Origin of the sequence: Ralstonia soli (assembly GCF_023955655.1) — a bacterium.
Taxonomy (GTDB): domain Bacteria; phylum Pseudomonadota; class Gammaproteobacteria; order Burkholderiales; family Burkholderiaceae; genus Ralstonia; species Ralstonia soli.
Window position 1 is genome coordinate 518,571 of sequence record NZ_JAMXHT010000001.1, and the last position, 24,695, is coordinate 543,265.

Genomic DNA, 24,695 nt, shown 5'->3' on the forward strand with positions numbered 1-24,695 from the left:
ACCGGTTGAAATCCAGTTCCGGCGCGGCCAGTTGCGTTGTTCGGGGAAAAGTACGAAATTTTATCAGGTGAGCCGCGGTCTCAGAGGTATCCGAGAGGTATCTGCCTCCAGCCATGGCAATCTGCGGGCCCAACCCAACCAAGGGAACCACGAAAATCATGATCACCTTTACTTCGCACGCTTCGCAAAAGTTTTCCATGCAGAAGGATCTCGCCATGGTGTTGCTGGGCGTGATCGGCAAGACGCTGGGCGAGCGCGGCGTCATTACGCCCGAGGAGATGCCCCACGCCATCGACCGTCTCAAGCGCGCCATCAAGGACGATACGCACCAGGCGCATATCAAGGTGGCCGAGCTGGCCGCGCCCGAGCTGGACGAAAACGGTGAAGAAGAGCCGCCGCATCTCGGCCAGCGCGCCTATCCGCTGCTGCACATGCTGGAAGAATCGCAGGTCGAGCAGACGCCCGTGATGTGGGGCGTTTGAGCGTTCAATAAAAAAATGCCCGGCCACCGCAACGGCGGTCCGGGCATCCGGCCACGAGGGCCGGGAGCGGGGGAGGGGGGCTGGCGCGTTGACCGGTGTCTGTTCCGACTGCACCTACCGCATTTGCGTTATTGGTCGTGCAGCATGTCGGACAGTTCGTCCGCGTGTTCTTCTTCCACGGCCAGAATCTCTTCCAGCACGCGCCGCGTGGTGGGGTCCCGGTCGCCGATGTAGCGCACCATCTCCAGGTAGCTGTCGATCGCGATGCGCTCGGCCACCAGGTTCTCCTTGATCATGTCGACCAAGCCGTTGGCTTCCACGTATTCAGAATGGCTGCGCGTGGAGAGGCCCTCGGGGCTGAAGTTGGGCTCGCCGCCCAGCTGCACGATGCGCGTGGCGATGCTGTCGGCGTGCTGCTGCTCTTCATTGGCGTGCACCAGAAACTCCGCGGCGATGGGTTCGGCGTTGATACCCTTGGCCATGAAGTGGTGGCGCCGGTAGCGCAGCACACAGATCAGCTCAGTGGCCAGCGCCTCGTTCAGCAGCCGCAGCACCGTGTCCCGATCGGCTTTGTAGTCTCCAGTCACCGCGCCTTCCTCGATGTGCTTGCGGGCACGATCGCGCAAGGTTTTGATGTCGGTGAGGAAGCCGCTTTCCGAGGGGGCGGCGACGTTGGTCCGGCTCATGTGAATGCTCCTGCGGGGTTGGATTGGCGTGGGGCGGCCCGAGGTCCGGGCTTACTCGCTGGACTCGCGCCGGCTGCCGCCGGCCAGGGCTACGACGAGGCCGATCGCCGCCCCGATCGCCACGGCCACGCCGACAGACTTGAACGGCGCTGACGTGATGGTTTCTTCCGTGCGGTCGAGTGCCCAATCCATGCGTTCGCGAGCCTGGTGGGCGCGGTCGTTGGCGGCGCGGCGCAGCTGGTCGGCGCGCGCATGCAGCGTGCGGCTGGCCCGGCTCGCTTCTGCGCTGCCTTCGTCCGTCAGGGTATGGATGGCGTTTTCCAGCGAGCGCAGCAGGCTTTGTACGTCTTCCACGGCAGGGCGGGCGGCGTAGCGGGCGTGATCCACGGCGTCACTGGCGCTGTTCATGGCGCGGTGTGCCCGGTCACTGACGTCGTCGATTCGGCTGCGAACGCGTTGGGTGGCAAAGAAAGACATGGTGGGAATCCTCCTCTTGGCGCCGCGGGAAGTGCTCACCGGCGGTGCGGATGGACGGTTGCGATTTCGGCGCGCGTGAACGCGGGCCGTGCCTGACGAATTGGACTAGCAAGACACGGGCCGCGCTTTTCCGCGTCGGGGAAGGGGGCTAATCGACAGCCTTGAAGACCGTGACGCCGAGTACCAGGAACAGCACGAACAGCACCACGAAGATGAAGAAGAGGATTTTGGCGATGCCCGCCGCGCCCGCGGCAATGCCGGTAAAGCCCAGCACGCCGGCCACCACGGAAATGATGGCGAAGATCAGTGCCCATTTCAGCATGTTGTCGTCTCCGGTTCGGATGGTTGGAGGACAGGGCATTGGTGCTGCATGGCGCTCGCGCCAAAGCCCTGCAGGCCTACACCTACGCACACGGCGTGCCTGAGACGGGGGTGCGCCCCAAGTGTCACCCGGGACGCCCGCGGGGTATCATGCCAACTGCCAAAAAATACAAACGCAACGCGCGCCGCGTCGGGCGGCCAGGCGCGTTCCCTATGGGTCTGCATGCCATGCGGTCATCCTTGCGCTCCACTCTGCTGCTCGCCGGCGGCATTCTGCTGACGCTCGGGGTGCTGATTGCCTCAGAGACGGGCAACATCCGACTGAGCCAGGGCTACCGGCAGGTGATCCAATCTCAGCAGGCCGAAACCGCCATCAACGAGCTGATGGCGGAGCTGGTCAACGCCGAAGCCGGCCAGCGCGGTTTCCTGCTCACGGGCAAGGACGAATACCTCGATCCGTACAACAAGGCCATCCCGCACATCCACGCGCTGATGGCGGAGATCCGCGACCACTACGCGAACGATCCGGATGCGCTCAAGCTGTTCTCGGAGACGGCGCTGCAGGTCAGCCGCAAGCTCACCGAGATGGAGCTCACGCTCATCTACGGCAAGCGTGATCTGGAGGTGGCGCTCGACTTGGTGCGTACCGATTTCGGCAAGGCGTCGATGGAGGCCGTGCGGCAGGGGCTCGATCGCCTGCGCCAGCGCGAGATCGCCACCGTAGCCCGCAGCCTGGAGCACGCCGAGCGCGATCTGGCGCTGTCGCGCTACGGCATTGCGCTGATTACAGCGGTCAACATCATCCTGCTGGTGGTGCTGGGCATGCAGCACGCCAAGCGGCTCGCCATGACCGAGCGAGAGCGCGACATGGCCGAAGAAGAAAGCCAGAAGCTCGACCGCATGGTGCGTGAGCGCACGCGGCAGCTCTCCGACCTGGCCGCGCACTTGCAGCGTGTGACGGAAGACGAGAAAACACGCCTGGCGCGCGAGCTGCACGATGAACTGGGCGCGATCCTCACCGCCACCAAGATGGATCTGCACTGGCTGCGCTCGCGCATTCACGCGACTGAGCCCGCCGTAAGCGAAAAGATCACGCGTGTGATGGCCCACGTCGATCAGGGCATCCAGATCAAGCGTCGCCTGATTGAAGACCTGCGCCCGACCATCCTGCTCAATCTGGGCCTGGTGGAAGCGCTCTCGCAATTGACCGAAGACGTCGGCACGCGCAACGGCTGGCACACTGAGGTGAGCCTGCCTGACGACATGCCCAAGCTGACCGACGATGCGGCCATCGCGCTGTATCGCATCGTGCAGGAATCGCTCACCAATGCATCGAAGTACGCGCATGCGACGACGGTGTCGGTGGCGCTCGATGTGGGCGACGAGGGCGTGCGCCTGCGCGTGCGCGACAACGGCCGCGGCTTTCCCGCCGATATCGAACGGCGCCGCATGGTCGGCCATCATGGCCTGCTGGGGATGGAGCAACGCGCCATCGCGCTGGGCGGCACGCTCACCATCGATTCGATGCCGGGCGGTGGCGTGACCATCATCGTCGAGCTGCCACCCACCGATGCGGTGATCGATCATACCGCCGCCGACACGCCGTCTGGCATGCAAGCGCTGCCACGCGGCATCACGCCCGGCCCGGGCCACGGTGGCGCGACGGCCTGAGCGGCCATCGCTATCGCGCTGCGCATCCGCCCAAACAAAAAGCCCCGTCGAGGGGCTTTTGTTTGGGATACCGGCGTGACTGAAACCGGCGTTACATCTTCTGCTTGGCGCTGTCGGCCGAGTTTTCCAGCTTCTGACCGCCAGTCTGGAGGTCCTTGCCGGCGCCGGCCATGGTGTTGCAGCCGGCCAGGAAAACGCACGTCAGCGCAAGTGCGGCACACAGGGTCTTCATCGAACGCTCCTTGGGGTGAAAAACGGCGTTGGGCCCGCGGCACGACACGGAGCGCGCGGCAGGCGCGGAATGCTCAGGGGTGGAAATGTTGCGCAGGCTGCGGGCGGGGCCGGGCGACGCCGGCGCGTTCTTCGATCACCTCGAACACCTTGTCGAGTTCGAGCGATTTATCGAAAAAGTAGTTGGCGCCGGCTTCAAAGCACCGCTGCCGGTAGGTCGGCACTTGCGCGTGGTTGGTGTAGACGATGCGCACGCTGGGCGATGCTTGATCGCGCAACGTTTGGAGAACCTTGAAGCCATTGCCCTGCCGCAGTTGCAGGTCGACGATCACGACGTCGTAGTGGCCCTGCGCGAGAAGGCGCAGCGCCAACTCTTCGGTGTCTGCCCACTCGACCGTCGCCACGAAGGCGGAGGCCTTGAGGTATTCCAGCACCATGCCCCGAAGCACGGGGGAATCCTCGATCAGGAGGACGCGCAGGCCACGAGTGGAGAGGGTGACGGCTTGATCCAGCATGGGTTGATGTTAGCCAGCGGGTGGCCTCGGTGGTATCAGGCGTTGTCCTACATGCCAGCAGGGTTTGCGGCCTGCTATGGGGTATTTTTGCGCCCCACCGGGGTCACTCGACCAGGCCGTTCTTGATGGCGTAATAGGTCAGATCGGCATTGGATTTCATGCCCATCTTTTCCAGAATCCGCGTGCGGTAGGTGCTGACCGTCTTGACGCTCAGGAACAGCTCTTCCGCGATGATCGACACCGATTGCCCACGCGCGAGCTTGCAGAAGATCTGGAATTCACGTTTGGAGAGGGTCTGGTGCAGGGGCTGGTCGGTCGGTTTTTCCAGGCCGCCGATCAGCAGTTCGGCCACCGTCGGGCTGACATAGCGGCGACCCTGCGACACGGTGCGGATGGCCTTGACGAGCTCATCCGGCGCGCTTTCCTTGGTCAGATAGCCCGAGGCACCGGCGCGGATCAGGTTGATCGCGTATTGGTCTTCCGGGAAGGTGGACAGGATCAGCACCGGAAGATCCGGGTGACGTTGGCGCGCGAGCTTGAGCGTGTCGATGCCGTTGCGATCGGGCATGGAGATGTCGAGCACCACCACGTCGAAGGCGCCGGTGCGCAACTGCTCCATCACCTCCTCGCCGCTTGCCGCTTCCCCCGCGACTTCGATGTCCCGCTCTTCGGACAGGAACTGCCGAAGGCCGGCACGGACGATCTCGTGGTCGTCCGCAATCAGGACGCGAATCATGCTGCTCCTTACGGGCGCGCTGGGCGGGCCGCCCATACCTGCGCGCTGCGCTTGTTGGTTCGATACGACAGCAATTGTATCGGACTGTGGAGTGAAACCGGCGTCCCTCTTGTCGGCGGCTTCGGGGCGGGTCGTAGGCGTTTCCATGGGAACCTCGCGATGTGCATGAATCGCAACATGCCGATGTCTGCCAAAGTAGCAATCGGTGTGCCTGGGAGCGTGCGGCCAAAAGAAAACGGGGCGGAAGGTATCCGCCCCGTGATGGCCTGGGTGTGCCGGGCGAGCCCGGCGCAGACGCGATTACTTCGTCTGCGTGGTAGCCGTGCCGTTCACGCTGGCATCGGCGCTCGCGCCGGCAGCGGTGTCAGCCTTGGCGGACTTGGCCGACTTCTCTGCCGACTTTTCCGTCTTGCCAACCGACTTGCCGACCTTGTCGGCCGTCTTGTCCAGGGCGGCTTCGCCCTTGGCCTTGTGTTCGTGGACGGCCTTGGCGCCGTGCTGGGCCTTGGTGTTCAGTTCGCTCTTGGCGGACTCGGTGTCCAGCTTGGCGCCGCCATCCGACTTGGCATCAGCCTTCAGACCGGTGCCGACGTTGGCCGTGTTGGCCGGTGCGGGTGCGACGGCTGCCGTGCCGTTGGCTTGCACGCCGGCATTGACCGACGGGGTTTGCGCGTTGGCGTAAGCCGAAGCAGCAGCGATGGCGATGGCGGACAGGGAGATCAGCAGCTTGTTCATGGAAGAGACTCCTTTGATTCTGAACGGCCACGCGAGGGATTCGTCGCGGCATCGCTCTGTGTGTTGAGCGAATGAGTGCAGTCTAGGGAGCCCTTCCGGTTACGACTGTTAGGGGGTGTAAGCCTTTGTAATGAAAGCATCACCCCTCTTGAAATGCCGCCCAAGCCAATGCTGACAAGGGTTTGCCGGCGTAAGACACAGTGTGGCACACACTATGTCTTAAACGTCTTGTCACAGAAATCAAAGATTCGGCGCGAGGGCGCGCTCCACAAAGGCGCGATCTTCCCCGCTGCGGGCGGCCATATCGTCCACTTGGTCCTGGCCGATCTTGCCGAGCGTGAAGTACGTGCTGTCCGGGTGCGACAGATAGAAGCCCGACACGGACGCGGCCGGCGTCATGGCCAGTGCTTCGGTCAGGTCCATGCCGATCTCCTTGGCGTCGAGCACGCGGAACATGTCGCGCTTGACGGTGTGTTCCGGGCAGGCCGGATAGCCGGGCGCGGGGCGGATGCCCTTGTATTCCTCGCGGATGAGTGCGTCGTTGTCGAGTGTTTCGTCCGGCGCGTAGCCCCACAGGTCACGTCGCACGCGGGCGTGCAGGCATTCGGCAAACGCTTCGGCGAAGCGGTCGGCCAGGGCCTTGAGCATGATTGCGCTGTAGTCATCGTTATCGGCTTCAAAAGCGGCTTCACGCTTTTGCACCCCGATGCCGCCGGTGACGGCAAACAGGCCGATGTAGTCGGCAATGCCGGTGTCCTTAGGGGCAATGAAATCCGCCAGGCAGCGGTTCGGGCGCATCACGCCGTCGATGATCGGGCGCTCGCTCTGCTGGCGGATGTTGCGCCAGGTGAGCGCGACTTCCGAGCGCGATTCGTCGGTGTAGATCTCGATGTCGTCATCGTTGACGGTGTTGGCGGGCAGCAGCGCGATCACGCCGTTGGCCGTGAGCCAGCGCCCGGCAATCAGGCGCGCGAGCATGCTCTTGCCGTCGGAGAACACCTTGCGGGCCGATTCGCCGACGATCTCGTCGTTGAGGATGTCGGGGAATTTGCCGGCCAGGTCCCACGTCTGGAAGAACGGGCCCCAGTCGATGTACTGCGAGAGCTCGTTCAGGTCGTAGTTGCGAAACACGCGGCGGCCGATGAACTTGGGCTTGGGCGGCGTGTAGTTGGACCAGTCGATCTTCGTCTTGTTGGCGCGCGCGGCGGCCAGCGACACCATCGGCGTGGCCTTCTTGTTGGCGTGCTGGGTGCGGATGCGGTCGTAATCCGCATGCAGTTCTTCGACGTAGCGCGCGGCGCCTTCGTCCGACAGCAGGCTCGATGCCACGCTCACCGAGCGCGAAGCGTCCGGCACGTAGACCACCGGGCCTTCGTAGTTCGGCGCGATCTTCACGGCGGTGTGCACGCGGCTCGTGGTCGCACCGCCGATCAGCAGCGGGATCTTCTTCACGCGGAAGTAGTCATCGCGCTGCATTTCGGAGGCCACGTAGGCCATCTCTTCGAGCGACGGCGTGATCAGGCCCGACAGGCCGATGATGTCCGCGCCCTCGACCTTCGCCTTCGCCAGGATCTCGTTGCACGGGACCATCACGCCCATGTTCACGACTTCAAAGTTGTTGCACTGGAGCACGACGGTGACGATGTTCTTGCCGATGTCGTGCACGTCGCCCTTGACCGTGGCGATGACGATCTTGCCGCGCGAGCGCACGTCGCCGCCGGCCGCGGCAATCTGGCGCTTCTCTTCTTCGATGAACGGAATCAGATGGGCCACCGCCTGCTTCATCACGCGGGCGCTCTTCACCACCTGCGGCAGGAACATCTTCCCGGCGCCGAACAGGTCGCCGACGATGTTCATGCCGTCCATCAGCGGGCCTTCGATCACCTGGATCGGGCGGCCGCCGGCAGCAAAGATCTTCTGGCGGACTTCTTCCGTGTCTTCGACCACGTAGTCGGTGATGCCGTGCACGAGCGCGTGGGCCAGGCGCTTTTCCACCGGCTCCTGGCGCCACGCGAGGTTTTCTTCGCGCTTGGTGCCACCGCCCTTGTAGCGGTCGGCAATTTCCAGCAGGCGGTCGGTCGCATCGGGGCGGCGGTTGAGCACCACGTCTTCCACGCGATCGCGCAGTTCGGGGTCGAGGTTCTCGTACACGCCCAACTGGCCCGCGTTGACGATGCCCATGTCCATGCCCGCTTGGATCGCGTAATACAGGAACACGGTGTGGATCGCCTCGCGCACCACGTCGTTGCCGCGGAACGAGAACGACACGTTCGACACGCCACCGCTCACCTTCGCGTACGGCAGGTTCTGCTTGATCCAGCGCGTGGCTTCGATGAAGTCGACCGCGTAGTTGTTGTGCTCCTCGATGCCGGTGGCAACCGCAAAGATGTTCGGGTCGAAGATGATGTCTTCCGGCGCAAAGCCGACTTTATCGACCAGGAAGTCGTAGCTGCGCTTGCAGATCTCGGTCTTGCGCTGGAACGTGTCGGCCTGGCCTTGCTCATCGAAGGCCATCACCACGGCAGCCGCGCCATAGCGCTTGATCAGCTTGGCGTGGTGGGCGAACTGTTCCTCGCCTTCCTTGAGCGAGATCGAGTTGACGATCGCCTTGCCCTGCACGCACTTCAGGCCTGCCTCGATCACGTCCCACTTCGACGAGTCGATCATGATCGGCACGCGCGCGATGTCGGGCTCCGAGGCGATCAGATTCAGGAAGCGCACCATCGCCGCCTTCGAATCGAGCATTGCCTCGTCCATGTTGATGTCGATGACCTGCGCGCCGTTCTCGACCTGCTGGCGTGCCACGGCCAGCGCCTCGTCGAACTGGCTGTTCAGGATCATGCGCGCGAACGCCTTGGACCCGGTGACGTTGGTGCGCTCGCCGACGTTGACGAACAGCGAGCCCTCGCCGATGTTGAACGGTTCGAGGCCGGAGAGGCGCATGGGGTGGTCGGTCATGTTCTTCTGATGCAAAGGGGGACGGCAGTGTGCAGGCGTGGTGTCGTGGCTTAGGCGGCGTCTTTGTACTGGCCCGGCCAGCCGCGCGGCTTGCGGTTCGCAACGCGGTCAGCAATCGCCTTGATGTGCTCGGGCGTGGTGCCGCAGCAGCCGCCCACCAGGTTCACCAACCCAGCGGCCGCAAATTCATCGACCAGGCTGGAGGTGACGTCAGGCGTTTCGTCAAAGCCCGTGTCGCTCATCGGGTTGGGCAGGCCGGCGTTCGGGTAGCACGAGACAGCGGTATCGCAAATCTTCGCCAGCTCGGCGATGTACGGGCGCATCAGCGCGGCGCCCAGCGCGCAGTTCAGGCCGAAGGTGATCGGCTTGGCGTGGCGCAGGCTGTTCCAGAAGGCTTCCACCGTTTGGCCCGAGAGAATGCGGCCAGACGCGTCGGTCACGGTGCCGGAGATCATCACGGGCACGCGCTCGCCGGTGTCTTCAAAGAGCTGGTCGATGGCGAACAGCGCCGCCTTGGCGTTGAGCGTGTCGAAGATGGTTTCGACGAGGAACACGTCGGCGCCGCCTTCGAGCAGCGCCTTGCCCTGTTCGTAGTACGCGTCGCGCAGCTGGTCGAAGCTGACGTTGCGTGCGCCGGGGTCGTTCACGTCAGGCGAGATGCTGGCGGTCTTGGGCGTTGGGCCGAACGCGCCGGCCACGAAGCGGGGCTTGTCGGGCGTGCTGTACTTGTCGCAAGCCTCGCGCGCCAAGCGGGCGGCCACGACGTTCATCTCGTAGGCCAGGTTCGCCATCTTGTAGTCTTCCTGCGCGATGGTCGTCGCGCCGAAGGTGTTGGTTTCGATCAGATCGGCACCAGCAGCCAGGTACTGCTCGTGAATCTCGCGGATGACCTCGGGGCGCGTCAGCAACAACAGTTCGTTGTTGCCCTTGACGTCGATCGGGTGATCGGCGAACCGCTCGCCGCGGTACTGCGCCTCGGTCAGCTTGTAGCGCTGGATCATGGTGCCCATTGCGCCGTCCAGGATGAGGATGCGCTCGCGCAGCAGCGCGGGCAGGTTGGCGGCACGGGTGTAGGGCAGGGGCGCGGTCATGAAGGACTCCGAGGTGCAGCGGCCGGTCAGATATTCAAAATTGCGGCAGGATTGACGGCCAAGCGCGAATTTTACCAGTCGCATCAATGACTTGCCGCCAGTATGGGCAACTGCGGGGCAATCGCGCTCCTATAATCCACATCACGCCATTCGCCCCGCCCTGATAGCCGCCATGCAACTGCTCGACCCCACCGACGCCCACGCCTTCCTGCAACGTACGCCTGCTGCGCTTTTTGTCGACTGCCGCAGCGAAATGGAACACCTGTTTGTGGGCCATCCGGCCGGCGCTCACCACGTTTCCTGGAACGACGGCCCGCACTGGGAGGTGAACCCGGAGTTCGTGCCCACCGTGCGCAAACTCACCGGCCACGGCATCGAACGCCCGATCGTGCTGATCTGCCGCAGCGGCAACCGCTCGGCGGCCGCCGCGCATGCGCTGGAAGAAGCGGGCTTTCGCGATGTCTACGTTGTGCGTCACGGCTTCGAGGGCGATCTGGATGGCACACGCCATCGCAACACACTCAATGGCTGGCGCCATGCCGGCCTGCCGTGGGAGCAATGCTAGAGAGAAACAATCGGTGCGATAGTCGATCGATCGGCACATAAAAAAACGCCCGGCAGCGCCAAGCTCCGGGCGTTTTTTACGGATGCGTCGGGCGGGCGGTTCTGCCCGCGCGGTACTTCAGTGCATCGTGACAGGCTGCGTCATCACCGTGTCGAACTTGCCGAGAAAGTCGTCGACTTCTTCGACCGTGGGTTCGCTGGCGATCAGCTTTTTCACGTCCTCGCGGAAATGCTCGGCCAACTCGCCGCCGAGAAAGATTTCACGTTTGAGGTTTTTGTCGACGATCTCGTAGCCGCCTGCGGAAAGCATGGCGTGTTGGCCGTCTACACCGAACTCGACAACACAGTAGTTGTCGCTGTTGTAGATCATTTGCATGGTGCACCTCCGAGGCGTCAATCGTCTTGCTGTTGTGGGGACTGCTCTACTGCTGCACCGGGTAGATGGGGCCCACGGCCAGGACTTCAAGGGCCGATCAACTCCCACCGCTTGACCGTTCTGCCCCATCTGCTCCTTGGGCTTAATCATTGGCCATAAAGTTCGCAAACGCGAGGTGGAATGTGTGACGGGCGTTGCGATCGCGTAACAAGACCTTTCGGTCCCTGCATCAAAAGACGCAGGCAGCCCTCCGCTTTTCGGCGAGTAGACGCTCAGCCGTGTGCGGGGCGCCTGCAACTATCGGCACGGCAAACAGGCCTCATGGCGTGTCACATTGACTCCCGCATCCGGCGTGCCCGAGGAACTCATCCAGATCGGTGAGAAAGGCCTCCTCCTGTTCGATAGGGGCGAGGTGCGCTGCGCGCGGGATCACTTTCAAGCGTGCGCCGGGAATGTGCGAGGCGATTTCGCGCGCGACCTCCACCGGCGCGCCGGCGTCTTCCTCGCCGGTCATGACGAGCGTGGGGCAGGCGATGCGTGCGAGCGCGCTGCGCGTGTCGAGCGCCTTGATGGCCAGGCAAGCGCCGACATAGCCGTGGGGCGGCGTGGCGCGCAGCAGGTTGCGGATGCGTTCGACCGTGTCGGGATGGGCTTCTCGGAACGGCGTGGTCAGCCAGCGCTGCATGGTGGGCTCGACGATCCCGCTCATACCGTGCGCCTCCACCTGGCCGATGCGTTCGTCCCACATGGCGTGCGCGGAGACCGGCGTGTGGCATACGGTGTCGCACAGCGTGAGCGAGAGCAGCCGCTGCGGATGCCGCACGCCCAGCACCTGCCCCACCATGCCGCCCATCGACAGGCCGACGAAATGCGCCTGTTCGATCGACAGTGCATCGAGCAGGCCGGCCACGTCGTCGGCCATCTGGAACAGCGTGTAGGGCCCGTGCGGTGCGCTGGTCTTGCCGTGACCGCGCGCATCGTAGCGCAGCACGCGGTGACGCTCGGCCAGGCGCTGGGCGATGCTGTCCCACAGTTGGTGGTCCACCCCGAGCGCATGCGCGAGCACGACCCACGGGCCGTCCGCGCCATCGATGCGGCAGTGGATGTCGATGCCGTTGGCGTGCACGGTGCCGGCGTTGGAGAGCGTGTGGGCGTTCATGGTCAGCCTCCTTCCTGGGACTGGTAGACCAGGTCGAACTGCATGCCGTTGGGCTCGGTCTGGCGCAGGCGCACCGGCAGCCAGCCGTGATCGGCGGACAGCCAGATTTCAACGCGCCGTTTGTCGTCCGCGCGGCGCGGTAGCCGTATGAAGTGCTGCGCACGAATCGTGCCGTTCGGGGTGTCGATGGTGTCTTCGCCGATGTGCTGCACGCGGGTGAGCTCCACGCTGTCGGTATCGGCGATGGGCAACTCCAGCGTGAGGCCCCGGCTGGCAATGCGCTGGGGGCCGCCCCGCGCCAATCCCGTCAATTGCAGAAAGACGCTGAAGCGATCTTGCGTGCCCTCGGGCAGCGGCAGCACGGCCGTGGTGTGCGTGAAAGTGACGGTGGCAGCGCTCTGCACGCTAGAGGCTGGTGTGGCGTTGGCGGCATAGTGGAACGTCGTCACGTCGGGTTGTCGGCGACCGCGTACTTCTTCGTAGCGCATGGGGGTCAGGCCATAGGCGCCGACCGTGCCCGCGCTGCGGAACGCAAGCGTGCCGAAGAACAGCGGCAGCGGAATTTCGACGGACAGCGTGTAAGTTTTGCCGTCGGTGGTCCAGCGGATCACGCCGTCTTCGTTGCGCACGCCGTTGACGTAGGTGGCGTAACGCAGCGTGGCCGACGGTGGGAGCGAGAAGGCGTCGCCGAGCGCAGGCTGTGTGGCGGAACCGTCGCTGCCGAGGTCGGTCACCATCCCAGTGTTACCCGATGCCGCTGCGCCCGCGCCGATGAAGTCCGACGAGTTCGCGTCGGACATATCGAGCGGCTCGTCAGTCACTGACGGAGGTGGGGGCGTTGTCGCGGTCTGCGCCTGGGGACGTGGCGCCGGTGTTCGCGGTTTGGCGAGCGCGGGCGGGGCAGGCGGTTTTACCGGCTCGGGGTGCAGCAGAAGCGCGGGAATGATCTGCTCTGGCTCTGGCGGCCACGTCACCTGACGGCTGCGCGCAATCCACAGCACAGCGATACCGTGCAGCGCGAGTACGGCCAGTAACACCAGTCCGAATCGGCGCACGCGGCGCCAGCGGGCTTGTGTGGGGTCGGCGCTCAATGCGTCAGGGTTGCGGGGCGGTGGGTGCGACGTATCCAAGATCGGCGGACAGCTGTTGTGCGGCCTGCTGCAAGCGGCGCTCCAGCGGACTGCTCCAGGTGGTGTCGAAGGTGCTCTGGGCGCCCAGCGCGATCAGGACGAGGCACAACTGGCCGTTGGCGTCGAACACCGGCAGCGACATCGCATTGATGCCAGGCAGCACGCCGCCATGGATGCGCGCGGCACCGTGATGGCGCACGTCGGCGCAGAGGGCATCGTAGGCTTCGAGTGTGCGCGGCAGTTCAGGGTTGTCATCGGGGCGCGCGGCCGCACGCTCGAGTTCGCGCTGGATGAACGGCAATGTCTGCGCGCGCGGCAGGTAGGCGCCGAACACGCGGCCGGTGGCCGAGTTGAGCATGGGCATCACATCGCCCAGGCGCAGGCTGACGGTGACAGGGTGGCTGGCTTCTTCCCAATGGACGATGGCCGGGCCCTGGTTGCCCCACACGGCCAGGCCGATGGTGTGGTCGATCTCGTCACGCAGCGCAGCGGCGGTCGGGCGGGCGCGGCGCATCGGGTCTTGCCGGTTCAGGCTCCGCAGCCCCATTTCCAGCGCGAAGGGACCAAGGTCGTAACGCCCTTCCGGCGTCTGCGTGACAAGCCCCAGGCGCGCAAAGCTCACCAGGTAGCGGTGTGCCTTGGCGGGGTTCATGGGCGCCGCGCGCGCGAGGTCGCGCAGCATCATCGGGCCGTTGGTGTGCGTGAGCACCTCCAGCAGCCGGAAGCCGACCTCGATGGACTGGATGCCCGTGCGCGCGGGCGTATCCAGCTCGGCATCGGCGTCGGACTCCAGGTCGAGATCGCTGTCGGTGTCGGTATGGGCGGGCAGCGTGGACATGGTGGGGTCGCAAGATGGGTTCGGGCCAGTTTAGCCGATGCACGGTGTACCATCCGCGCAGCCTTTTCCTGCACAAGATCCGCACACGACGCCCATGAAACTCGCCACCCTGAAGGATGGCTCGCGCGACGGCCAGCTGGCCGTGGTCTCGCGCGACCTGAAGACCGCTCACTACGCCACGCACATCGCCGGCACGCTGCAGCGCGCGCTGGACGACTGGGCCTTCCACGCCCCGCAACTGCAGGAGCTGTACGACCAGCTCAACGCGGGCCGTGCGCGTCACCCGTTCGCGTTCGATGCGGGCAACTGCATGGCGCCGCTGCCGCGCGCGTATCAATGGGCCGACGGCTCGGCCTACGTCAACCACGTGGAACTCGTGCGCAAGGCACGCGGCGCCGAGATGCCCCCCGAGTTCTGGACCGACCCGCTCATGTACCAGGGCGGCTCCGACGACCTGGCCGGCGCGCACGACCCGATCGTCTGCCGCAGCGAGGCGTTTGGTATCGACTTCGAGGCCGAAGTGGCCGTCATTACCGGCGACGTGCCGATGGGCACCGAGCCCGCCGCCGCCGCTGAGGCCATCCGCCTGATCGTGCTGGCCAACGACGTGTCGCTGCGCAACCTGATCCCGGCCGAACTGGCCAAGGGTTTCGGCTTCTTCCAGAGCAAGCCGGCGACGGCGTTTTCGCCCGTGGCCGTCACGCCGGATGAGTTGGGCGGCGCCTGGCGCGAATGCCGCGTGCATCTGCCGATGACGGTGCGCTGGAACAACAAGAAGGTTGGCCAGCCCGAGTGTGGCACCGACATGGTGTTCGATTTCGGCCAGTTGATCGCGCACATCTGCAAGACGCGCAATGTGCGTGCGGGCAGCATCGTCGGGTCGGGCACGATTTCCAACGTGGACCGCAGCAAGGGGTACGCGTGCATCGCCGAGAAACGCATGCTGGAGACCATCGAAACCGGCGCGCCCATCACCGAATTCATGCGTTATGGCGATACGGTGAAGATCGAGATGTTCGATGCGAATGGCGTGTCGATCTTCGGCGCGATCGATCAGGAAGTCATCGCGCCGGGCACGCAGGCGTAACGCCTAGGCGTCGGGGGCCGCTTTCGCGCGGCGCCCGCGCTTCGGTTGCGCGGTGCCCGCTGTCAGCGCCTGCCCGTGATAGCCGAGGCGCAGCGACAGCGTGCGCCCGGCCTCGCGCAGCAGCCGTGCGGCGGGGCCTTCCAGGCTGGAATCGAACACGCTGGACAGCCCCAGCGCCGTGATCGCCCCTGCCAGCTTGCCTTGCGAATCGAGCACCGGCACGGCCACCGAATCGATGCCGTGCACCAGCGTCCCGCCAATGCGCGCCACGCCTTCCTGCCGCACCGTCTGCCAGCGCGCGCGGCAGTTCAGCCAGTCGGTCAGCCCCGCCTTGCCGGCGCCGGGGCCGCGCAGTTCACGGTCGATGAGCGGGACGAGCTGGATCTCGGGCATCCACGCCGCACAAGCCTGGCCCGTGGCCGAGTTCAGCAGCGGCATGACCGAGCCCACGCGCACATTCACCGCCACCGGCCGTCCGCTGTCTTCCCAGCGCACAATGACCGGGCCGCGCTCCGTCCACACCGACAGGAACACGCTTTCGTTCAGCCGCTCGGCCAGCTTGGGCAGCAGGTTGCTGCCCTCGCGCACGAAATCCACGTCGGATAGCGCCGACAGCCCCACCTGCAGCGCCTGCGCGCCCAGCCGGTAACGGGCAGAGGCCGGGTCCTGCTCCACAAAGCCCGTGCGCTCCAGCGACACCAGATAGCGATGCACCTTCGCGCGCGGCATCCCTAGTTGCCGGCCCAGCTCGGAGACGGCGTGCGCGCCGCCCGAACGGGCCATCGCCGCAAGCACCGTCAGCGCGATCTCGGCCGACTGGATGCCGGCGCTGGTGCGCTCGGCGGGTGCATCGTCGGGGGCGGCGTCTTCGGGTGGAAGGGATTCGTCGAGGGGCATCTTGAACTCTTTGTTGTCGCTTTATAAGATACGCGTTACGCAAAAAGATACAACCGGCGCGGCGGCCCTGCGCGCTGGGAAAGACCACAAGCGGACCCCAAACGGACATCAAACACCCGGAGACGCCATGAAGCTGTCGATCTTTTCCGTGCAGGACCACTATCCGGACCGGCCCCGCAGTCTGCCGCAACTCTACGCAGACGTCATCGCCCAGGCCCGCCACGCCGAGACGCTCGGCTACGACACCTTCTGGGTGGCCGAGCACCATTTCCATGAATACGGCGCGGTGCCCAACCCGGCGGTCTTTCTCTCACACCTGGCGGCCCAGACCCAGCGGCTGCGGCTGGGCACCGCCATCTCGATCCTCACCTTCCACCACCCGGCCACCGTGGCCGAGAACTACGCGATGGTCGATGTGCTCTCGGGCGGGCGATTGTCGCTGGGCGTGGGCTCGGGGTACCTCAAGCACGAGTTCGAAGGCTATGACGTGGACCCCGCCATCAAGCGCGAGCGCTTTGACGAGGCGCTGATGCTGGTCGAACGTCTGCTGTCGGGCGAGCGGGTGCATCACGAGGGCCAGTTCCACACCCTGCGCGACGTGCGCCTGAACGTGCAGCCGGTGCAGGCGCGGGTGCCGATCCACGTGGCGATCCTGCGGCGCGAGGCGGCGTACCACATCGGCAGGCAGGGGCGGCGCATGCTGTTCGTGCCGTATGCGTCGGTGGAAAGCTTCGAAGACATCCGCGCGCTGATGGACGACTACCGGCGCGGCCTGTCCGAAGCGGGCGTCACCGATACGCGCGGCATGGCGGCCGTCGCCCTGCACACGCACGTGGGCCCGACCGAAGCCACGGTGCGCGCCACCGCCGCCGATGCATTCGACCTGTACGTCGCCACGCGGCTCTATGCGCGCCGCCAAACGTATGACGACGTGCTGGCCAGCGACCTGTCGTTGTTCGGCACGCCCGACGCGGTGGCAGAAAAACTCGCGCGGCTGTCCGACATGGGCGTCGACCATGTCATGGCGTTGCACAACTTCGGGCTGATGCCCCAGGCGTCCGTGCTGGAATCGATGCGCGCGCTGATGCAGGACGCGCTTCCGCGCGCCGGGCTCCGCGCGCTGGCGGCTTGAGCCGGTGCCTGCCATGGGGCGGCCCCGCATCGCCAAACCGCCGCAAAACCGCTAGGCTTGCTCCCAAACAACGGGAGGAGACACCCATGCGGCGACCCACGCAGCAATTGAATTCGCGACATGCAGGCGTACTGGTTGGTTTGGCCCTGCTTTCCTCCAGCGCGCTGGCGGACATCCGGATCGGCGTGACGGTGTCCGCCACCGGCCCGCAGGCCTCGCTGGGGTTTCCGGAAAAGAACGCCACCAAGCTCTGGCCGCACGAGATTGCCGGCGAGAAGGTCGGCATCATCGTGCTCGACGATGCGTCTGACACCACGCGCGCCGTCACCAATACACGCAAGCTGATCACCGAATCCAATGTCGACCTCATCGTCGGCTCATCCACCACGCCGAACACGCTGGCGATGATCGACGTGGCAGCCGAAGGCAAGACGCCCGTGATCTCTCTGGCCTCTTCAGCCCGGCTGATTGAACCGATGGACGCGCAGCGCCGCTGGATCTTCAAGACGCCGCATTCGGATTCGCACATGGCCTCGCTGATTGCCGAGCACGCCGCCGCGCACGGCGTGAAGACCATCGCCTACATCGGCTTTGCCAACGCGCTGGGCGAGGCGTTCCTGACCGAGGTGCAGCGCTTTGCTGATCTCAAGCACATCCGCATCACCGATACCGAGCGCTTCTCGCCCACCGACAACAGCGTGACGGCGCAAGTCCTGCATCTGCTGGCGAACAAGCCGGATGCCGTGGTCATCGGTGCGTCCGGCACGCCGGCTGCGCTGCCGGCCCGTGCGCTGGCCGAGCGCGGCTACACCGGCAAGATCTACTTCAACCACGGCGTTTCCAACAACGAATTCGTGAAGCTGTGCGGCAAGGATTGCGAGGGCGCCTACGTGCCGACCGGCCCGGTCATGGTCGCCGCGCAACTGCCCGACAGCAATCCGGCCAAGGCGCAGGCGCTCGACTTCACGCGCCGCTACGAGGCGGCCAACGGCAAGCGCACCGTGTCGATCTTCGCCGCCTATACGGGCGACATCGGCCTGCTGCTGCAGCGCGCCGTGCCCGTGGCGCTCAAGCGTGCCAAGCCGGGCACGCCAGCCTTTCGTGAGGCGCTGCGCGACGCACTAGAACATGTGCACGACCTGCCGACCAGCACCGGCGTCGTCAATATGAGCCCGCGGGACCACGTTGGCCTGGACCAGCGTGCCCGCGTGATGGCACAGATCCGCCGCGGCGAATGGCGGCTGGCCGATGAGGCAAAGTGACGATGCCGCACATCCCGCGTTGCACGCGCGGCCTCATCCGCTATGCTTGATCCACACACGCAGACGTCATGACCTCTCTCGCTCCCCGCTTTGCACGCTACCAGGCGCTCACGCTCGTTCAGCACGGTCCCATCCTTGAGATCGTGATGGGCGCGGCGCAGTCGGCCAACCGCAAGCTCTCCACCGCCGACGCGAGCCTGCACCGCGAGCTGGCCGAGATCTGGCGCGACGTGTCCGCCGAGCCTTCGGTGCGCGTGGCGCTCATCCGCGGCGAGGGCAAGGGGTTCTCGGCCGGCGGCGACCTGCACCTCGTCGAGCAGATGGCCGAAGACTTCGACGTGCGCACGCGCGTCTGGCACGAGGCGCGCGACCTGGTCTACAACCTCGTCAACTGTGACAAGCCCATCGTCAGCGCCATGCACGGGCCGGCCGTGGGAGCTGGGCTGGTTGCCGGATTGCTGGCCGATATTTCCATCGCGGCCCGCGACGCGCGCATCGTCGACGGACATACGCGACTGGGCGTGGCCGCGGGCGACCATGCGGCGATTGTCTGGCCGCTGCTGTGCGGCATGGCCAAAGCGAAGTACTACCTGCTGCTGTGCGAATCCATGACCGGCGACGAGGCCGAGCGCATCGGACTGGTCTCGCTGGCGGTGCCCGAAGCGGAGCTCGTCAATCGCGCCTTCGAGATCGCCGAACGCCTGGCCGCCGGTTCGCAGACGGCCATTCGCTGGACCAAGTACGCGCTGAACAACTGGCTGCGCCTGGCGGGCCCGAGTTTCGATACCTCGCTCGCGCTCGAATTCATGGGCTTTGCCGGCCCCGATGTGCGCGAAGGCATCGACAGCCTGCGCCAGAAACGTCCGCCCACGTTCGATGGCGCCTGAACGGCGCCCGATCCCCCGACCGATTTGTAGGAGACACCATGTTCACCCAGATGCCCAACTTTGCCGAAGGCGGTTTCGAATTTCTGCGCAAGCTGTGGAGCGGTGGTCTTGCCGGCATGGCCGGCGGCGGGATGCCCAACATGGCCAATTTTGCCGCGCCGCCAATGGATTTGGAGGAGCTCGACAAGCGCATCCACGACCTGCGCGCCGTGGAGGGCTGGCTGCAGCTGAATGCCAGCCTGCTGCGCACGGCCATCCAGGGGCTGGAAGTGCAGCGCGCCACGCTGGTGGCCTTGCAGACCTTCGGCTCTGCGCTCACGCCGGATGCCATGAAGACGGCGTTCGATGGCCTGACGCCGGGCGCCGCCAAGCCCGACTCGGAATCCAAGCCCGCGTGGCCGCATAGCGCCACCACGGCCAAGCCCCCTGAAGACGAAGCCCCCGAGCCCGAAGACGAAGCCGAGGAGGAAGCGGAAGACACCGACGACGACCAGGCTGAAGCCCGCGCCCAGAACGCCCGGGCGCAGGCCGCAGCGCAGGCGGCGGCACGCGCAGCCGCTGCCGCGCTGGACCCGTCGCCATGGTGGAACATGCTGCAGCAGCAGTTCAACCAGATCGCCAGTTCCGCCGCCGCGGCCATGCCGATGCCGCAGAACCTGATGCCGGGCTTCCCCGGCGGGTTCCCCGGGTTTGGTGGCGCGCCGGGTGCGGAAGGGCTCGACGCCGCGCCGGAAGACATCGAAGAACCGACTGCGCCGGCCAAGCCGAAGCACACCGCAACGAAGTCTGCCGCCAAGCCGAAGCCCGCCGCCAAAAAGGCGCCTGCTGGCAAGACGGCCACCAAGACGGCCGCCAAGAAAGCGCCGGCAAAGTCCCCAGCGCCCAAGCCCGACAACGACACCCCCTGATCGATGCTGCCGGACTGCACTGCGCTCTTGATGATGGGAGGCGGCGCGCGTGCCGCCTATCAGGTCGGCGTGTTGCGCGGCATTGCAGGACTGGCGCGCGACTATGCGCCCGGGGTGACACGTACGCCGTTCGACATCATCTGCGGCACGTCGGCAGGGGCGATCAACAGCCTCGGTCTGGCGCGCGGCGCGCAGGATTTCACGCTCGCCACCGAGGCGCTCACGCAGCTCTGGGGCAGCTTGCATGCCGATCGCGTCTATCGCACGGATGTCGGCCGCGTGGGCTCCAGCGGCGCGCGCTGGCTGACCGCGCTGGCCTTCGGCTGGATGACGGGCCATACGCCGCGCGCCCTGTTCGACAACACGCCGCTGCGCGAGCTGCTCGAGGCCCAGCACGACGGTCAGCAGGTTCAGGCCGCCTTCGATGCCGGTGCGCTGCGCGCGCTCGCCATCACGGCGCTGTCGTACACCACGGGGCGGCACGTCACGTTCTATCAGTCGCCGCACGTGGTGCTGCCGTGGCGGCGCTCGCAGCGGATTGCGGTGGCCGACCAGATCGGCGTGTCGCACATGCTGGCGTCGTCGAGCATCCCGTTCGTCTTTCCGGCCGAGCCGGTGCCGCTCGAAGGCAACGACGAGTGGTTCGGCGACGGCACGATGCGCCAGATGTCGCCGCTGAGCCCGGCCATTCATCTGGGCGCCAATCGCATCCTCGTGGTGGGCGCCGCGTCGCGCTCGCAGCCCGGCTGGTACGACACGGTGCCGGCGTCAGGCTATCCGTCGCTCGCGCAGATCGCGGGGCAGGCGTTGGCGAGCATTTTTCTCGATGGCCTGTCCGCCGATATCGAGCGGCTGCAGCACGTCAATTCGATGGTCAGCCGCAACCCCGAGATTGCCGACGCGCGGGATGGCTGGCGCAAGATCGAAGTGCTGGTGATGGCGCCGTCCGAGCGCATCGAACTCATCGCCCTGCGCCATGTGCAGCGCCTGCCGGGCACGGTACGCGCGCTGCTCAAGCCGCTGGGCGGCACCGAGGCGCGCGGTGCGGCGTTCGCCAGCTACCTGCTGTTCGAGCCCGAATTCACGCAGGAGCTGATTGACCTCGGCGAGCGCGATGTGCAGGCCCGCCGTGACGAGCTGGCCGCGTTCCTGTACGGCGCGATGCCGGACACGATGCGCGCGGCGTGATCAGCGCGACGAATGTGTTGTTGGCTCGGCCAGCAGCGCGTCGATGCGCTTGATGAGCGTCGGGTCGCTCGGTTCAACGCTGCTGGGGAACACCGCCGCCACGCGGCCATTGCGGTCCAGCAGGTATTTGTGGAAGTTCCACTTGGGCGCTTGACCCGTTTGCGTGGCCAGCCAAGTGTACAACGGCGACGCGCCCGCACCCACCACCGCCGTCTTCGAGAACATCGGGAATTTCACGCCGTACGTGTTGTAGCAAAAGTCGGCGATCTGCTTGCTGTTGCCGGGTTCCTGCTGGAAATCGTTGGACGGAAAGCCCAGCACGGTCAGGCCCTTGTCGCGGTACTTCGCATACAGCGCTTCGAGCCCTTCGTATTGATGCGTGTAGCCGCAGTAGCTGGCGGTGTTGACCACGAGCACCACGCGGCCGGTGTACTGGCAGAGGTCTTGCGGCGCGTCGTCCTGCAGGCGCTTGACGCGAAAGTTCAGGCTGGCGGGGCAGGCGCTCGCCGCCGTCGGCACCGGCGCTTGTGCGGCAGGCGCGGTCGTGGCGGCGTGCCCGGTGCGTGGCAGCAGCAACGCGATGACCGCAATGGCAATCGCAATCGCGATCATCAACAGATGGTGCCGGCGCAGCACGCCCGATGCCCGTCGATGCAGGCGCGGGCGGTGCGTGAAAACGATGGCAGAAAACAACATGGCGGTTCTCCAAAAGCGGGCACTCAGCCGGCAACGCCGGTTTTGTCTTCAGTCTAGGGTATAACGCCCCCGGGTCGCGGCGCGCGCCAAGTGCTACATGCGCGGTGCGTGACTCGCCGCAGAGATGGAACGGCTTCCTATACTGAAGGTTTCGCCGGGGCGTCTCGGGTGACTGACGAGACCCATACCACAAGAGACGGTGGCCAGCGCGCCATCGATCACATCGCGGCATACCGCGAGACGGCGCGCCATGGCATCGCGCGCAAAGGGGGTCGCCAAGCCACTTGACGCAGTGGCGCCGGCAGGCCTGTTGTGACGAGGAAACGGGCGGACACAGATCTTTGCTCCGGCAAGCACGAAAAACCGGGGCGGGTCAAGCATGTCTGCTAGAATCCGCCTGCAAATTCAAAGGCTTACCATGCTCTATCCCGAATTGTTCAAGTCGTTGGAAGCGGTCCGCTGGAATATGGAAAAGGATATTCCGTGGGACACGTTCGATGCGTCGCTGCTGAGCGACGCGCAAGCGCAGACCATCAAGATGAATGCCATCACCGAGTGGTCGGCTCTGCCCGCCACCGAGATGTTCCTGCGTGACAATCGTCACGACTCCGATTTTTCGGCGTTCATGAGCGTGTGGTTCTTCGAAGAGCAGAAGCACTCGCTGGTGCTGATGGAGTACCTGCGCCGCTTCCGCCCGGACCTCGTGCCGACCGAAGAAGAGCTGCACAACGTGCGCTTCGAGTTCGACCCCGCCCCGCCGCTGGAAACGCTGATGCTGCACTTCTGCGGCGAGATCCGCCTGAACCACTGGTACCGTCGTGCCTCCGAATGGCATACCGAGCCGGTCATCAAGTCGATCTACAAGCACCTGTCGCAGGATGAAGCCCGCCACGGCGGCGCCTACCTGCGCTACATGAAGAAGTATCTCGGCCAATTCGGCGACAACGCCCGCAGCGCATTCGCCAAGATCGGCGTGCTGATGGCTTCGGCGCGCCGCACCGAAAAGCCGCTGCACCCGACCAACCTGCACGTGAACAAGGCGCTGTTCCCGCAAGACACGGTGCAGTCGCGCCTGCCGAACCCGGACTGGCTCGAGCACTGGCTGGACGAGCAGATCAAGTTCGACGCCGGCTGGGAAAAGAAGGTGATCGAGCGCATCCTGCACAACATGGGTCTGCTGTTCGAGCGTACCTTCGAAACCGTGCAAGACCTCAACCGCTACCGCAAGGAACTCAACGCACGTCTGCTCGGCTCGGCCGAACAAGCTGCCTGATCCTTGCCACTGGCAGCCAGCGGCCCATCGATTCGATGGGCCGTTTTGTTTTCCCCACCGAATATTTCTGCGCCATGACCGCCCGCCAGCCCGCACCCGCCTTTGAACAGAAGATCTGCGACTCCGCCGATGTGGAAGCCCGCGTGCGCACATTGCCGCACCCGATCGTCTTCACCAACGGCGTGTTCGACATCCTGCATCGCGGCCACGCAACGTATCTGGCGCAGGCGCGTGCGCTGGGCGCATCGCTGGTGGTGGGCGTGAACACCGACACCTCGGTGCGCATGCTGGGCAAGGGCGACGATCGCCCGCTCAACACGCAGGACGATCGCCTGGCCGTGCTGGCCGCGCTGGAATCGGTGAGCCTGGTGGTGCTGTTTGCCGAGCGCACGCCGGTCGAACTCATCCAACGCGTGCGCCCCGACATCTACGTCAAGGGCGGCGACTACGATATCGACACGCTGGAAGAAACGCGCGTGGTGCGCAGTTGGGGCGGTACGGCCCTGGCAATTCCATTCGAGCACGATCGCTCGACCACGGCGCTGCTCAAGCGCGTGCGCGCGACTTCCTGAGTGCCTAGCGCGACGCCGTGACTGCCGCGCAAGCGCGCAGGTCTTCGGCGCCGAGACTCTTCTTGAGGCTCGCCAGCTGGGCGGCGATGGCGGATGCCGCCTCGGCGCTGGCCCCAGTGGTCGTCACGCGCAGCGACGTGCGCGTGGGGTTGCGATGTGTTTCCGTCAGCACGGCGGTGCGGACATCCTTGGCGCGCAGATCCTCCAGGCGTTGCTGCGCGCGGTCCTTGTCGCGGAACACGCCCAGCGACACCACGAACCCATTGCCTTCCTGCACGATGGCCGAATCGCTCACGTTGCGCCGCTTGAGTTCACCGACTTTGCGCTCGGCGTCTTCGCGCGTGTCGCGGGCGGGCATGTGGACCCACCAGCGGCTGTCTTCCTGGCGCGAGATGCGCTCGACACGCACGCCGGCCAGTTGCTTGAACTGATCGACGCCGCGCGTGGCCTGGGCATCGGTCAGGCCGCTGAGTTCGGTGCAGCTGCCGACGATGTCGGCGGCGCTCAGGGCGGTGCGCTCGATGCTGGCCTGTGCGCCGGATGCTGCGGGCGTGGATGTCGCCGGAGTCTGCGCCGGCGCCGATTTGGGTACAGCCGCCGCCGATGCCGGTGCCGGTTCGAGAATGCGGATTTCTTCGGTGCGGATCTGGCGGCGCATGCGGTCCGGTTCGCGTTCGCTTTCAAACCAGGCCTTGGACACCTCCGGTCCGAACACGCCGGAATTGGCCGCGAGCAGAACGCCGTTGACGAGCAGCAGAAGCAGCAGGGCGAGGCGAAGCGTCATGGTGCGAACGGACGTGGATTCGGACGGTGGCTCGGAATG

General features: G+C 65.5%; 27 protein-coding genes. 11 read left to right on the top strand and 16 right to left on the bottom strand.

Annotated features, from left to right (window positions below):
• The first annotated feature begins 158 nt into the window (after positions 1 to 158).
• The gene (locus NG900_RS02370; protein ID WP_252676302.1) at positions 159 to 482 is read left to right on the top strand and encodes a DUF1840 domain-containing protein; all 324 of its coding nucleotides are present in this window, start codon (positions 159 to 161) and stop codon (positions 480 to 482) included.
• 128 nt (positions 483 to 610) lie between these two features.
• Here the strand turns inward: NG900_RS02370 and NG900_RS02375 are convergent, their stop codons facing one another.
• From NG900_RS02375 to NG900_RS02385, 3 genes are all read right to left on the bottom strand, one after another.
• Positions 611 to 1,168, bottom strand: a complete 558-nt coding sequence (locus tag NG900_RS02375) for a ferritin-like domain-containing protein (RefSeq protein ID WP_252676304.1) — start codon at positions 1,166 to 1,168, stop codon at positions 611 to 613.
• 51 nt (positions 1,169 to 1,219) lie between these two features.
• A complete protein-coding gene (locus NG900_RS02380) occupies positions 1,220 to 1,645 on the bottom strand; it encodes an ElaB/YgaM/YqjD family protein (protein ID WP_252676306.1) in 426 nt (141 codons plus the stop codon).
• A gap of 148 nt (positions 1,646 to 1,793) precedes the next feature.
• A complete protein-coding gene (locus NG900_RS02385; RefSeq protein ID WP_252676308.1) occupies positions 1,794 to 1,967 on the bottom strand; it encodes a DUF1328 family protein in 174 nt (57 codons plus the stop codon).
• A 227-nt stretch (positions 1,968 to 2,194) separates the two neighbouring features.
• Between NG900_RS02385 and NG900_RS02390 the strand changes: the two genes are divergently transcribed.
• Positions 2,195 to 3,637 (top strand): sensor histidine kinase, encoded by a 1,443-nt coding sequence (locus NG900_RS02390; RefSeq protein WP_252676905.1) that lies wholly within the window; start codon positions 2,195 to 2,197, stop codon positions 3,635 to 3,637.
• Positions 3,638 to 3,728: 91 nt separating this feature from the next.
• Here NG900_RS02390 and NG900_RS02395 read toward each other — a convergent pair whose 3' ends face one another.
• The 6 genes from NG900_RS02395 to NG900_RS02420 form a co-directional block, all read right to left on the bottom strand.
• Entirely contained in the window at positions 3,729 to 3,869 is a 141-nt protein-coding gene (locus tag NG900_RS02395; protein ID WP_252676310.1) for an entericidin A/B family lipoprotein, read from the bottom strand.
• A gap of 73 nt (positions 3,870 to 3,942) precedes the next feature.
• On the bottom strand, positions 3,943 to 4,383 hold the full coding sequence (locus tag NG900_RS02400; protein WP_252676312.1) for a response regulator: 441 nt from the start codon (positions 4,381 to 4,383) through the stop codon (positions 3,943 to 3,945).
• A 103-nt stretch (positions 4,384 to 4,486) separates the two neighbouring features.
• Positions 4,487 to 5,119: a response regulator gene (locus NG900_RS02405; RefSeq protein ID WP_009277190.1), complete on the bottom strand. Its 633-nt coding sequence runs from the start codon at positions 5,117 to 5,119 to the stop codon at positions 4,487 to 4,489.
• A gap of 300 nt (positions 5,120 to 5,419) precedes the next feature.
• Positions 5,420 to 5,854, bottom strand: a complete 435-nt coding sequence (locus tag NG900_RS02410) for a hypothetical protein (protein ID WP_252676314.1) — start codon at positions 5,852 to 5,854, stop codon at positions 5,420 to 5,422.
• 240 nt (positions 5,855 to 6,094) lie between these two features.
• Complete coding sequence (gene metH, locus NG900_RS02415; protein WP_252676316.1) at positions 6,095 to 8,812, bottom strand: methionine synthase; 2,718 nt, start codon at positions 8,810 to 8,812, stop codon at positions 6,095 to 6,097.
• 50 nt (positions 8,813 to 8,862) lie between these two features.
• Positions 8,863 to 9,903 (bottom strand): homocysteine S-methyltransferase family protein, encoded by a 1,041-nt coding sequence (locus tag NG900_RS02420; protein ID WP_252676318.1) that lies wholly within the window; start codon positions 9,901 to 9,903, stop codon positions 8,863 to 8,865.
• Between the two features lie 172 nt (positions 9,904 to 10,075).
• Here NG900_RS02420 and NG900_RS02425 point away from each other — a divergent pair, with 172 nt between their 5' ends.
• Positions 10,076 to 10,468, top strand: coding sequence for a rhodanese-like domain-containing protein (locus tag NG900_RS02425; protein ID WP_124383746.1), 393 nt, complete (start codon positions 10,076 to 10,078; stop codon positions 10,466 to 10,468).
• Positions 10,469 to 10,585: 117 nt separating this feature from the next.
• On the opposite strand, the gene NG900_RS02430 is transcribed toward NG900_RS02425, so the two are convergent.
• From NG900_RS02430 to NG900_RS02445, 4 genes are all read right to left on the bottom strand, one after another.
• Positions 10,586 to 10,843, bottom strand: coding sequence for a BTH_I0359 family protein (locus tag NG900_RS02430; protein WP_004633745.1), 258 nt, complete (start codon positions 10,841 to 10,843; stop codon positions 10,586 to 10,588).
• Between the two features lie 319 nt (positions 10,844 to 11,162).
• On the bottom strand, positions 11,163 to 12,002 hold the full coding sequence (pcaD, locus tag NG900_RS02435; protein WP_252676319.1) for a 3-oxoadipate enol-lactonase: 840 nt from the start codon (positions 12,000 to 12,002) through the stop codon (positions 11,163 to 11,165).
• Positions 12,003 to 12,004: 2 nt separating this feature from the next.
• The gene (locus NG900_RS02440; protein WP_420804107.1) at positions 12,005 to 13,132 is read right to left on the bottom strand and encodes a DUF3108 domain-containing protein; all 1,128 of its coding nucleotides are present in this window, start codon (positions 13,130 to 13,132) and stop codon (positions 12,005 to 12,007) included.
• Positions 13,098 to 13,970: an IclR family transcriptional regulator gene (locus tag NG900_RS02445; protein ID WP_252676323.1), complete on the bottom strand. Its 873-nt coding sequence runs from the start codon at positions 13,968 to 13,970 to the stop codon at positions 13,098 to 13,100. The genes NG900_RS02440 and NG900_RS02445 overlap by 35 nt, the downstream gene beginning before the upstream one ends.
• Before the next feature lie 94 nt (positions 13,971 to 14,064).
• Here NG900_RS02445 and NG900_RS02450 point away from each other — a divergent pair, with 94 nt between their 5' ends.
• Complete coding sequence (locus tag NG900_RS02450; RefSeq protein ID WP_252676325.1) at positions 14,065 to 15,057, top strand: fumarylacetoacetate hydrolase family protein; 993 nt, start codon at positions 14,065 to 14,067, stop codon at positions 15,055 to 15,057.
• Positions 15,058 to 15,060: 3 nt separating this feature from the next.
• On the opposite strand, the gene NG900_RS02455 is transcribed toward NG900_RS02450, so the two are convergent.
• Positions 15,061 to 15,954 carry an IclR family transcriptional regulator gene (locus tag NG900_RS02455; protein ID WP_252676327.1) on the bottom strand — a complete coding sequence of 298 codons (894 nt, stop codon included), beginning with the start codon at positions 15,952 to 15,954 and terminating at the stop codon, positions 15,061 to 15,063.
• A 127-nt stretch (positions 15,955 to 16,081) separates the two neighbouring features.
• Between NG900_RS02455 and NG900_RS02460 the strand changes: the two genes are divergently transcribed.
• The 5 genes from NG900_RS02460 to NG900_RS02480 all read left to right on the top strand — a co-directional run bounded on the left by NG900_RS02460 (position 16,082) and on the right by NG900_RS02480 (position 21,331).
• Positions 16,082 to 17,086 carry an LLM class flavin-dependent oxidoreductase gene (locus tag NG900_RS02460; protein ID WP_252676329.1) on the top strand — a complete coding sequence of 335 codons (1,005 nt, stop codon included), beginning with the start codon at positions 16,082 to 16,084 and terminating at the stop codon, positions 17,084 to 17,086.
• Positions 17,087 to 17,172: 86 nt separating this feature from the next.
• Positions 17,173 to 18,348, top strand: a complete 1,176-nt coding sequence (locus NG900_RS02465) for an ABC transporter substrate-binding protein (protein ID WP_252676331.1) — start codon at positions 17,173 to 17,175, stop codon at positions 18,346 to 18,348.
• 68 nt (positions 18,349 to 18,416) lie between these two features.
• Positions 18,417 to 19,235: an enoyl-CoA hydratase/isomerase family protein gene (locus NG900_RS02470; RefSeq protein ID WP_252676333.1), complete on the top strand. Its 819-nt coding sequence runs from the start codon at positions 18,417 to 18,419 to the stop codon at positions 19,233 to 19,235.
• Between the two features lie 38 nt (positions 19,236 to 19,273).
• Entirely contained in the window at positions 19,274 to 20,143 is an 870-nt protein-coding gene (locus NG900_RS02475; RefSeq protein WP_252676335.1) for a PhaM family polyhydroxyalkanoate granule multifunctional regulatory protein, read from the top strand.
• A gap of 30 nt (positions 20,144 to 20,173) precedes the next feature.
• Positions 20,174 to 21,331: a patatin-like phospholipase family protein gene (locus NG900_RS02480; RefSeq protein ID WP_252676337.1), complete on the top strand. Its 1,158-nt coding sequence runs from the start codon at positions 20,174 to 20,176 to the stop codon at positions 21,329 to 21,331.
• On the opposite strand, the gene NG900_RS02485 is transcribed toward NG900_RS02480, so the two are convergent.
• Positions 21,332 to 22,027, bottom strand: coding sequence for a glutathione peroxidase (locus tag NG900_RS02485; protein WP_252676339.1), 696 nt, complete (start codon positions 22,025 to 22,027; stop codon positions 21,332 to 21,334).
• Positions 22,028 to 22,445: 418 nt separating this feature from the next.
• On the opposite strand from NG900_RS02485, the gene NG900_RS02490 reads away from it, so the two are divergent.
• Both NG900_RS02490 and rfaE2 read left to right on the top strand, forming a co-directional pair.
• Positions 22,446 to 23,300, top strand: coding sequence for a ferritin-like domain-containing protein (locus tag NG900_RS02490; protein WP_252676341.1), 855 nt, complete (start codon positions 22,446 to 22,448; stop codon positions 23,298 to 23,300).
• A 74-nt stretch (positions 23,301 to 23,374) separates the two neighbouring features.
• On the top strand, positions 23,375 to 23,872 hold the full coding sequence (rfaE2, locus tag NG900_RS02495; protein ID WP_252676343.1) for a D-glycero-beta-D-manno-heptose 1-phosphate adenylyltransferase: 498 nt from the start codon (positions 23,375 to 23,377) through the stop codon (positions 23,870 to 23,872).
• A gap of 4 nt (positions 23,873 to 23,876) precedes the next feature.
• On the opposite strand, the gene NG900_RS02500 is transcribed toward rfaE2, so the two are convergent.
• Complete coding sequence (locus NG900_RS02500) at positions 23,877 to 24,656, bottom strand: SPOR domain-containing protein (protein ID WP_252676345.1); 780 nt, start codon at positions 24,654 to 24,656, stop codon at positions 23,877 to 23,879.
• Between the last annotated feature and the right edge of the window lie 39 nt (positions 24,657 to 24,695).

Bases quoted from the DNA above. Each gene is read 5' to 3' on its own strand.
- NG900_RS02370 (WP_252676302.1), top strand. From the start codon at position 159: ATGATCACCTTTACTTCGCACGCTTCGCAAAAGTTTTCCATGCAGAAG.
- NG900_RS02375 (WP_252676304.1), bottom strand. From the start codon at position 1,168: ATGAGCCGGACCAACGTCGCCGCCCCCTCGGAAAGCGGCTTCCTCACC.
- NG900_RS02380 (WP_252676306.1), bottom strand. From the start codon at position 1,645: ATGTCTTTCTTTGCCACCCAACGCGTTCGCAGCCGAATCGACGACGTC.
- NG900_RS02385 (WP_252676308.1), bottom strand. From the start codon at position 1,967: ATGCTGAAATGGGCACTGATCTTCGCCATCATTTCCGTGGTGGCCGGC.
- NG900_RS02390 (WP_252676905.1), top strand. From the start codon at position 2,195: ATGCGGTCATCCTTGCGCTCCACTCTGCTGCTCGCCGGCGGCATTCTG.
- NG900_RS02395 (WP_252676310.1), bottom strand. From the start codon at position 3,869: ATGAAGACCCTGTGTGCCGCACTTGCGCTGACGTGCGTTTTCCTGGCC.
- NG900_RS02400 (WP_252676312.1), bottom strand. From the start codon at position 4,383: ATGCTGGATCAAGCCGTCACCCTCTCCACTCGTGGCCTGCGCGTCCTC.
- NG900_RS02405 (WP_009277190.1), bottom strand. From the start codon at position 5,119: ATGATTCGCGTCCTGATTGCGGACGACCACGAGATCGTCCGTGCCGGC.
- NG900_RS02410 (WP_252676314.1), bottom strand. From the start codon at position 5,854: ATGAACAAGCTGCTGATCTCCCTGTCCGCCATCGCCATCGCTGCTGCT.
- metH (WP_252676316.1), bottom strand. From the start codon at position 8,812: ATGACCGACCACCCCATGCGCCTCTCCGGCCTCGAACCGTTCAACATC.
- NG900_RS02420 (WP_252676318.1), bottom strand. From the start codon at position 9,903: ATGACCGCGCCCCTGCCCTACACCCGTGCCGCCAACCTGCCCGCGCTG.
- NG900_RS02425 (WP_124383746.1), top strand. From the start codon at position 10,076: ATGCAACTGCTCGACCCCACCGACGCCCACGCCTTCCTGCAACGTACG.
- NG900_RS02430 (WP_004633745.1), bottom strand. From the start codon at position 10,843: ATGCAAATGATCTACAACAGCGACAACTACTGTGTTGTCGAGTTCGGT.
- pcaD (WP_252676319.1), bottom strand. From the start codon at position 12,002: ATGAACGCCCACACGCTCTCCAACGCCGGCACCGTGCACGCCAACGGC.
- NG900_RS02445 (WP_252676323.1), bottom strand. From the start codon at position 13,970: ATGTCCACGCTGCCCGCCCATACCGACACCGACAGCGATCTCGACCTG.
- NG900_RS02450 (WP_252676325.1), top strand. From the start codon at position 14,065: ATGAAACTCGCCACCCTGAAGGATGGCTCGCGCGACGGCCAGCTGGCC.
- NG900_RS02455 (WP_252676327.1), bottom strand. From the start codon at position 15,954: ATGCCCCTCGACGAATCCCTTCCACCCGAAGACGCCGCCCCCGACGAT.
- NG900_RS02460 (WP_252676329.1), top strand. From the start codon at position 16,082: ATGAAGCTGTCGATCTTTTCCGTGCAGGACCACTATCCGGACCGGCCC.
- NG900_RS02465 (WP_252676331.1), top strand. From the start codon at position 17,173: ATGCGGCGACCCACGCAGCAATTGAATTCGCGACATGCAGGCGTACTG.
- NG900_RS02470 (WP_252676333.1), top strand. From the start codon at position 18,417: ATGACCTCTCTCGCTCCCCGCTTTGCACGCTACCAGGCGCTCACGCTC.
- NG900_RS02475 (WP_252676335.1), top strand. From the start codon at position 19,274: ATGTTCACCCAGATGCCCAACTTTGCCGAAGGCGGTTTCGAATTTCTG.
- NG900_RS02480 (WP_252676337.1), top strand. From the start codon at position 20,174: ATGATGGGAGGCGGCGCGCGTGCCGCCTATCAGGTCGGCGTGTTGCGC.
- NG900_RS02485 (WP_252676339.1), bottom strand. From the start codon at position 22,027: ATGTTGTTTTCTGCCATCGTTTTCACGCACCGCCCGCGCCTGCATCGA.
- NG900_RS02490 (WP_252676341.1), top strand. From the start codon at position 22,446: ATGCTCTATCCCGAATTGTTCAAGTCGTTGGAAGCGGTCCGCTGGAAT.
- rfaE2 (WP_252676343.1), top strand. From the start codon at position 23,375: ATGACCGCCCGCCAGCCCGCACCCGCCTTTGAACAGAAGATCTGCGAC.
- NG900_RS02500 (WP_252676345.1), bottom strand. From the start codon at position 24,656: ATGACGCTTCGCCTCGCCCTGCTGCTTCTGCTGCTCGTCAACGGCGTT.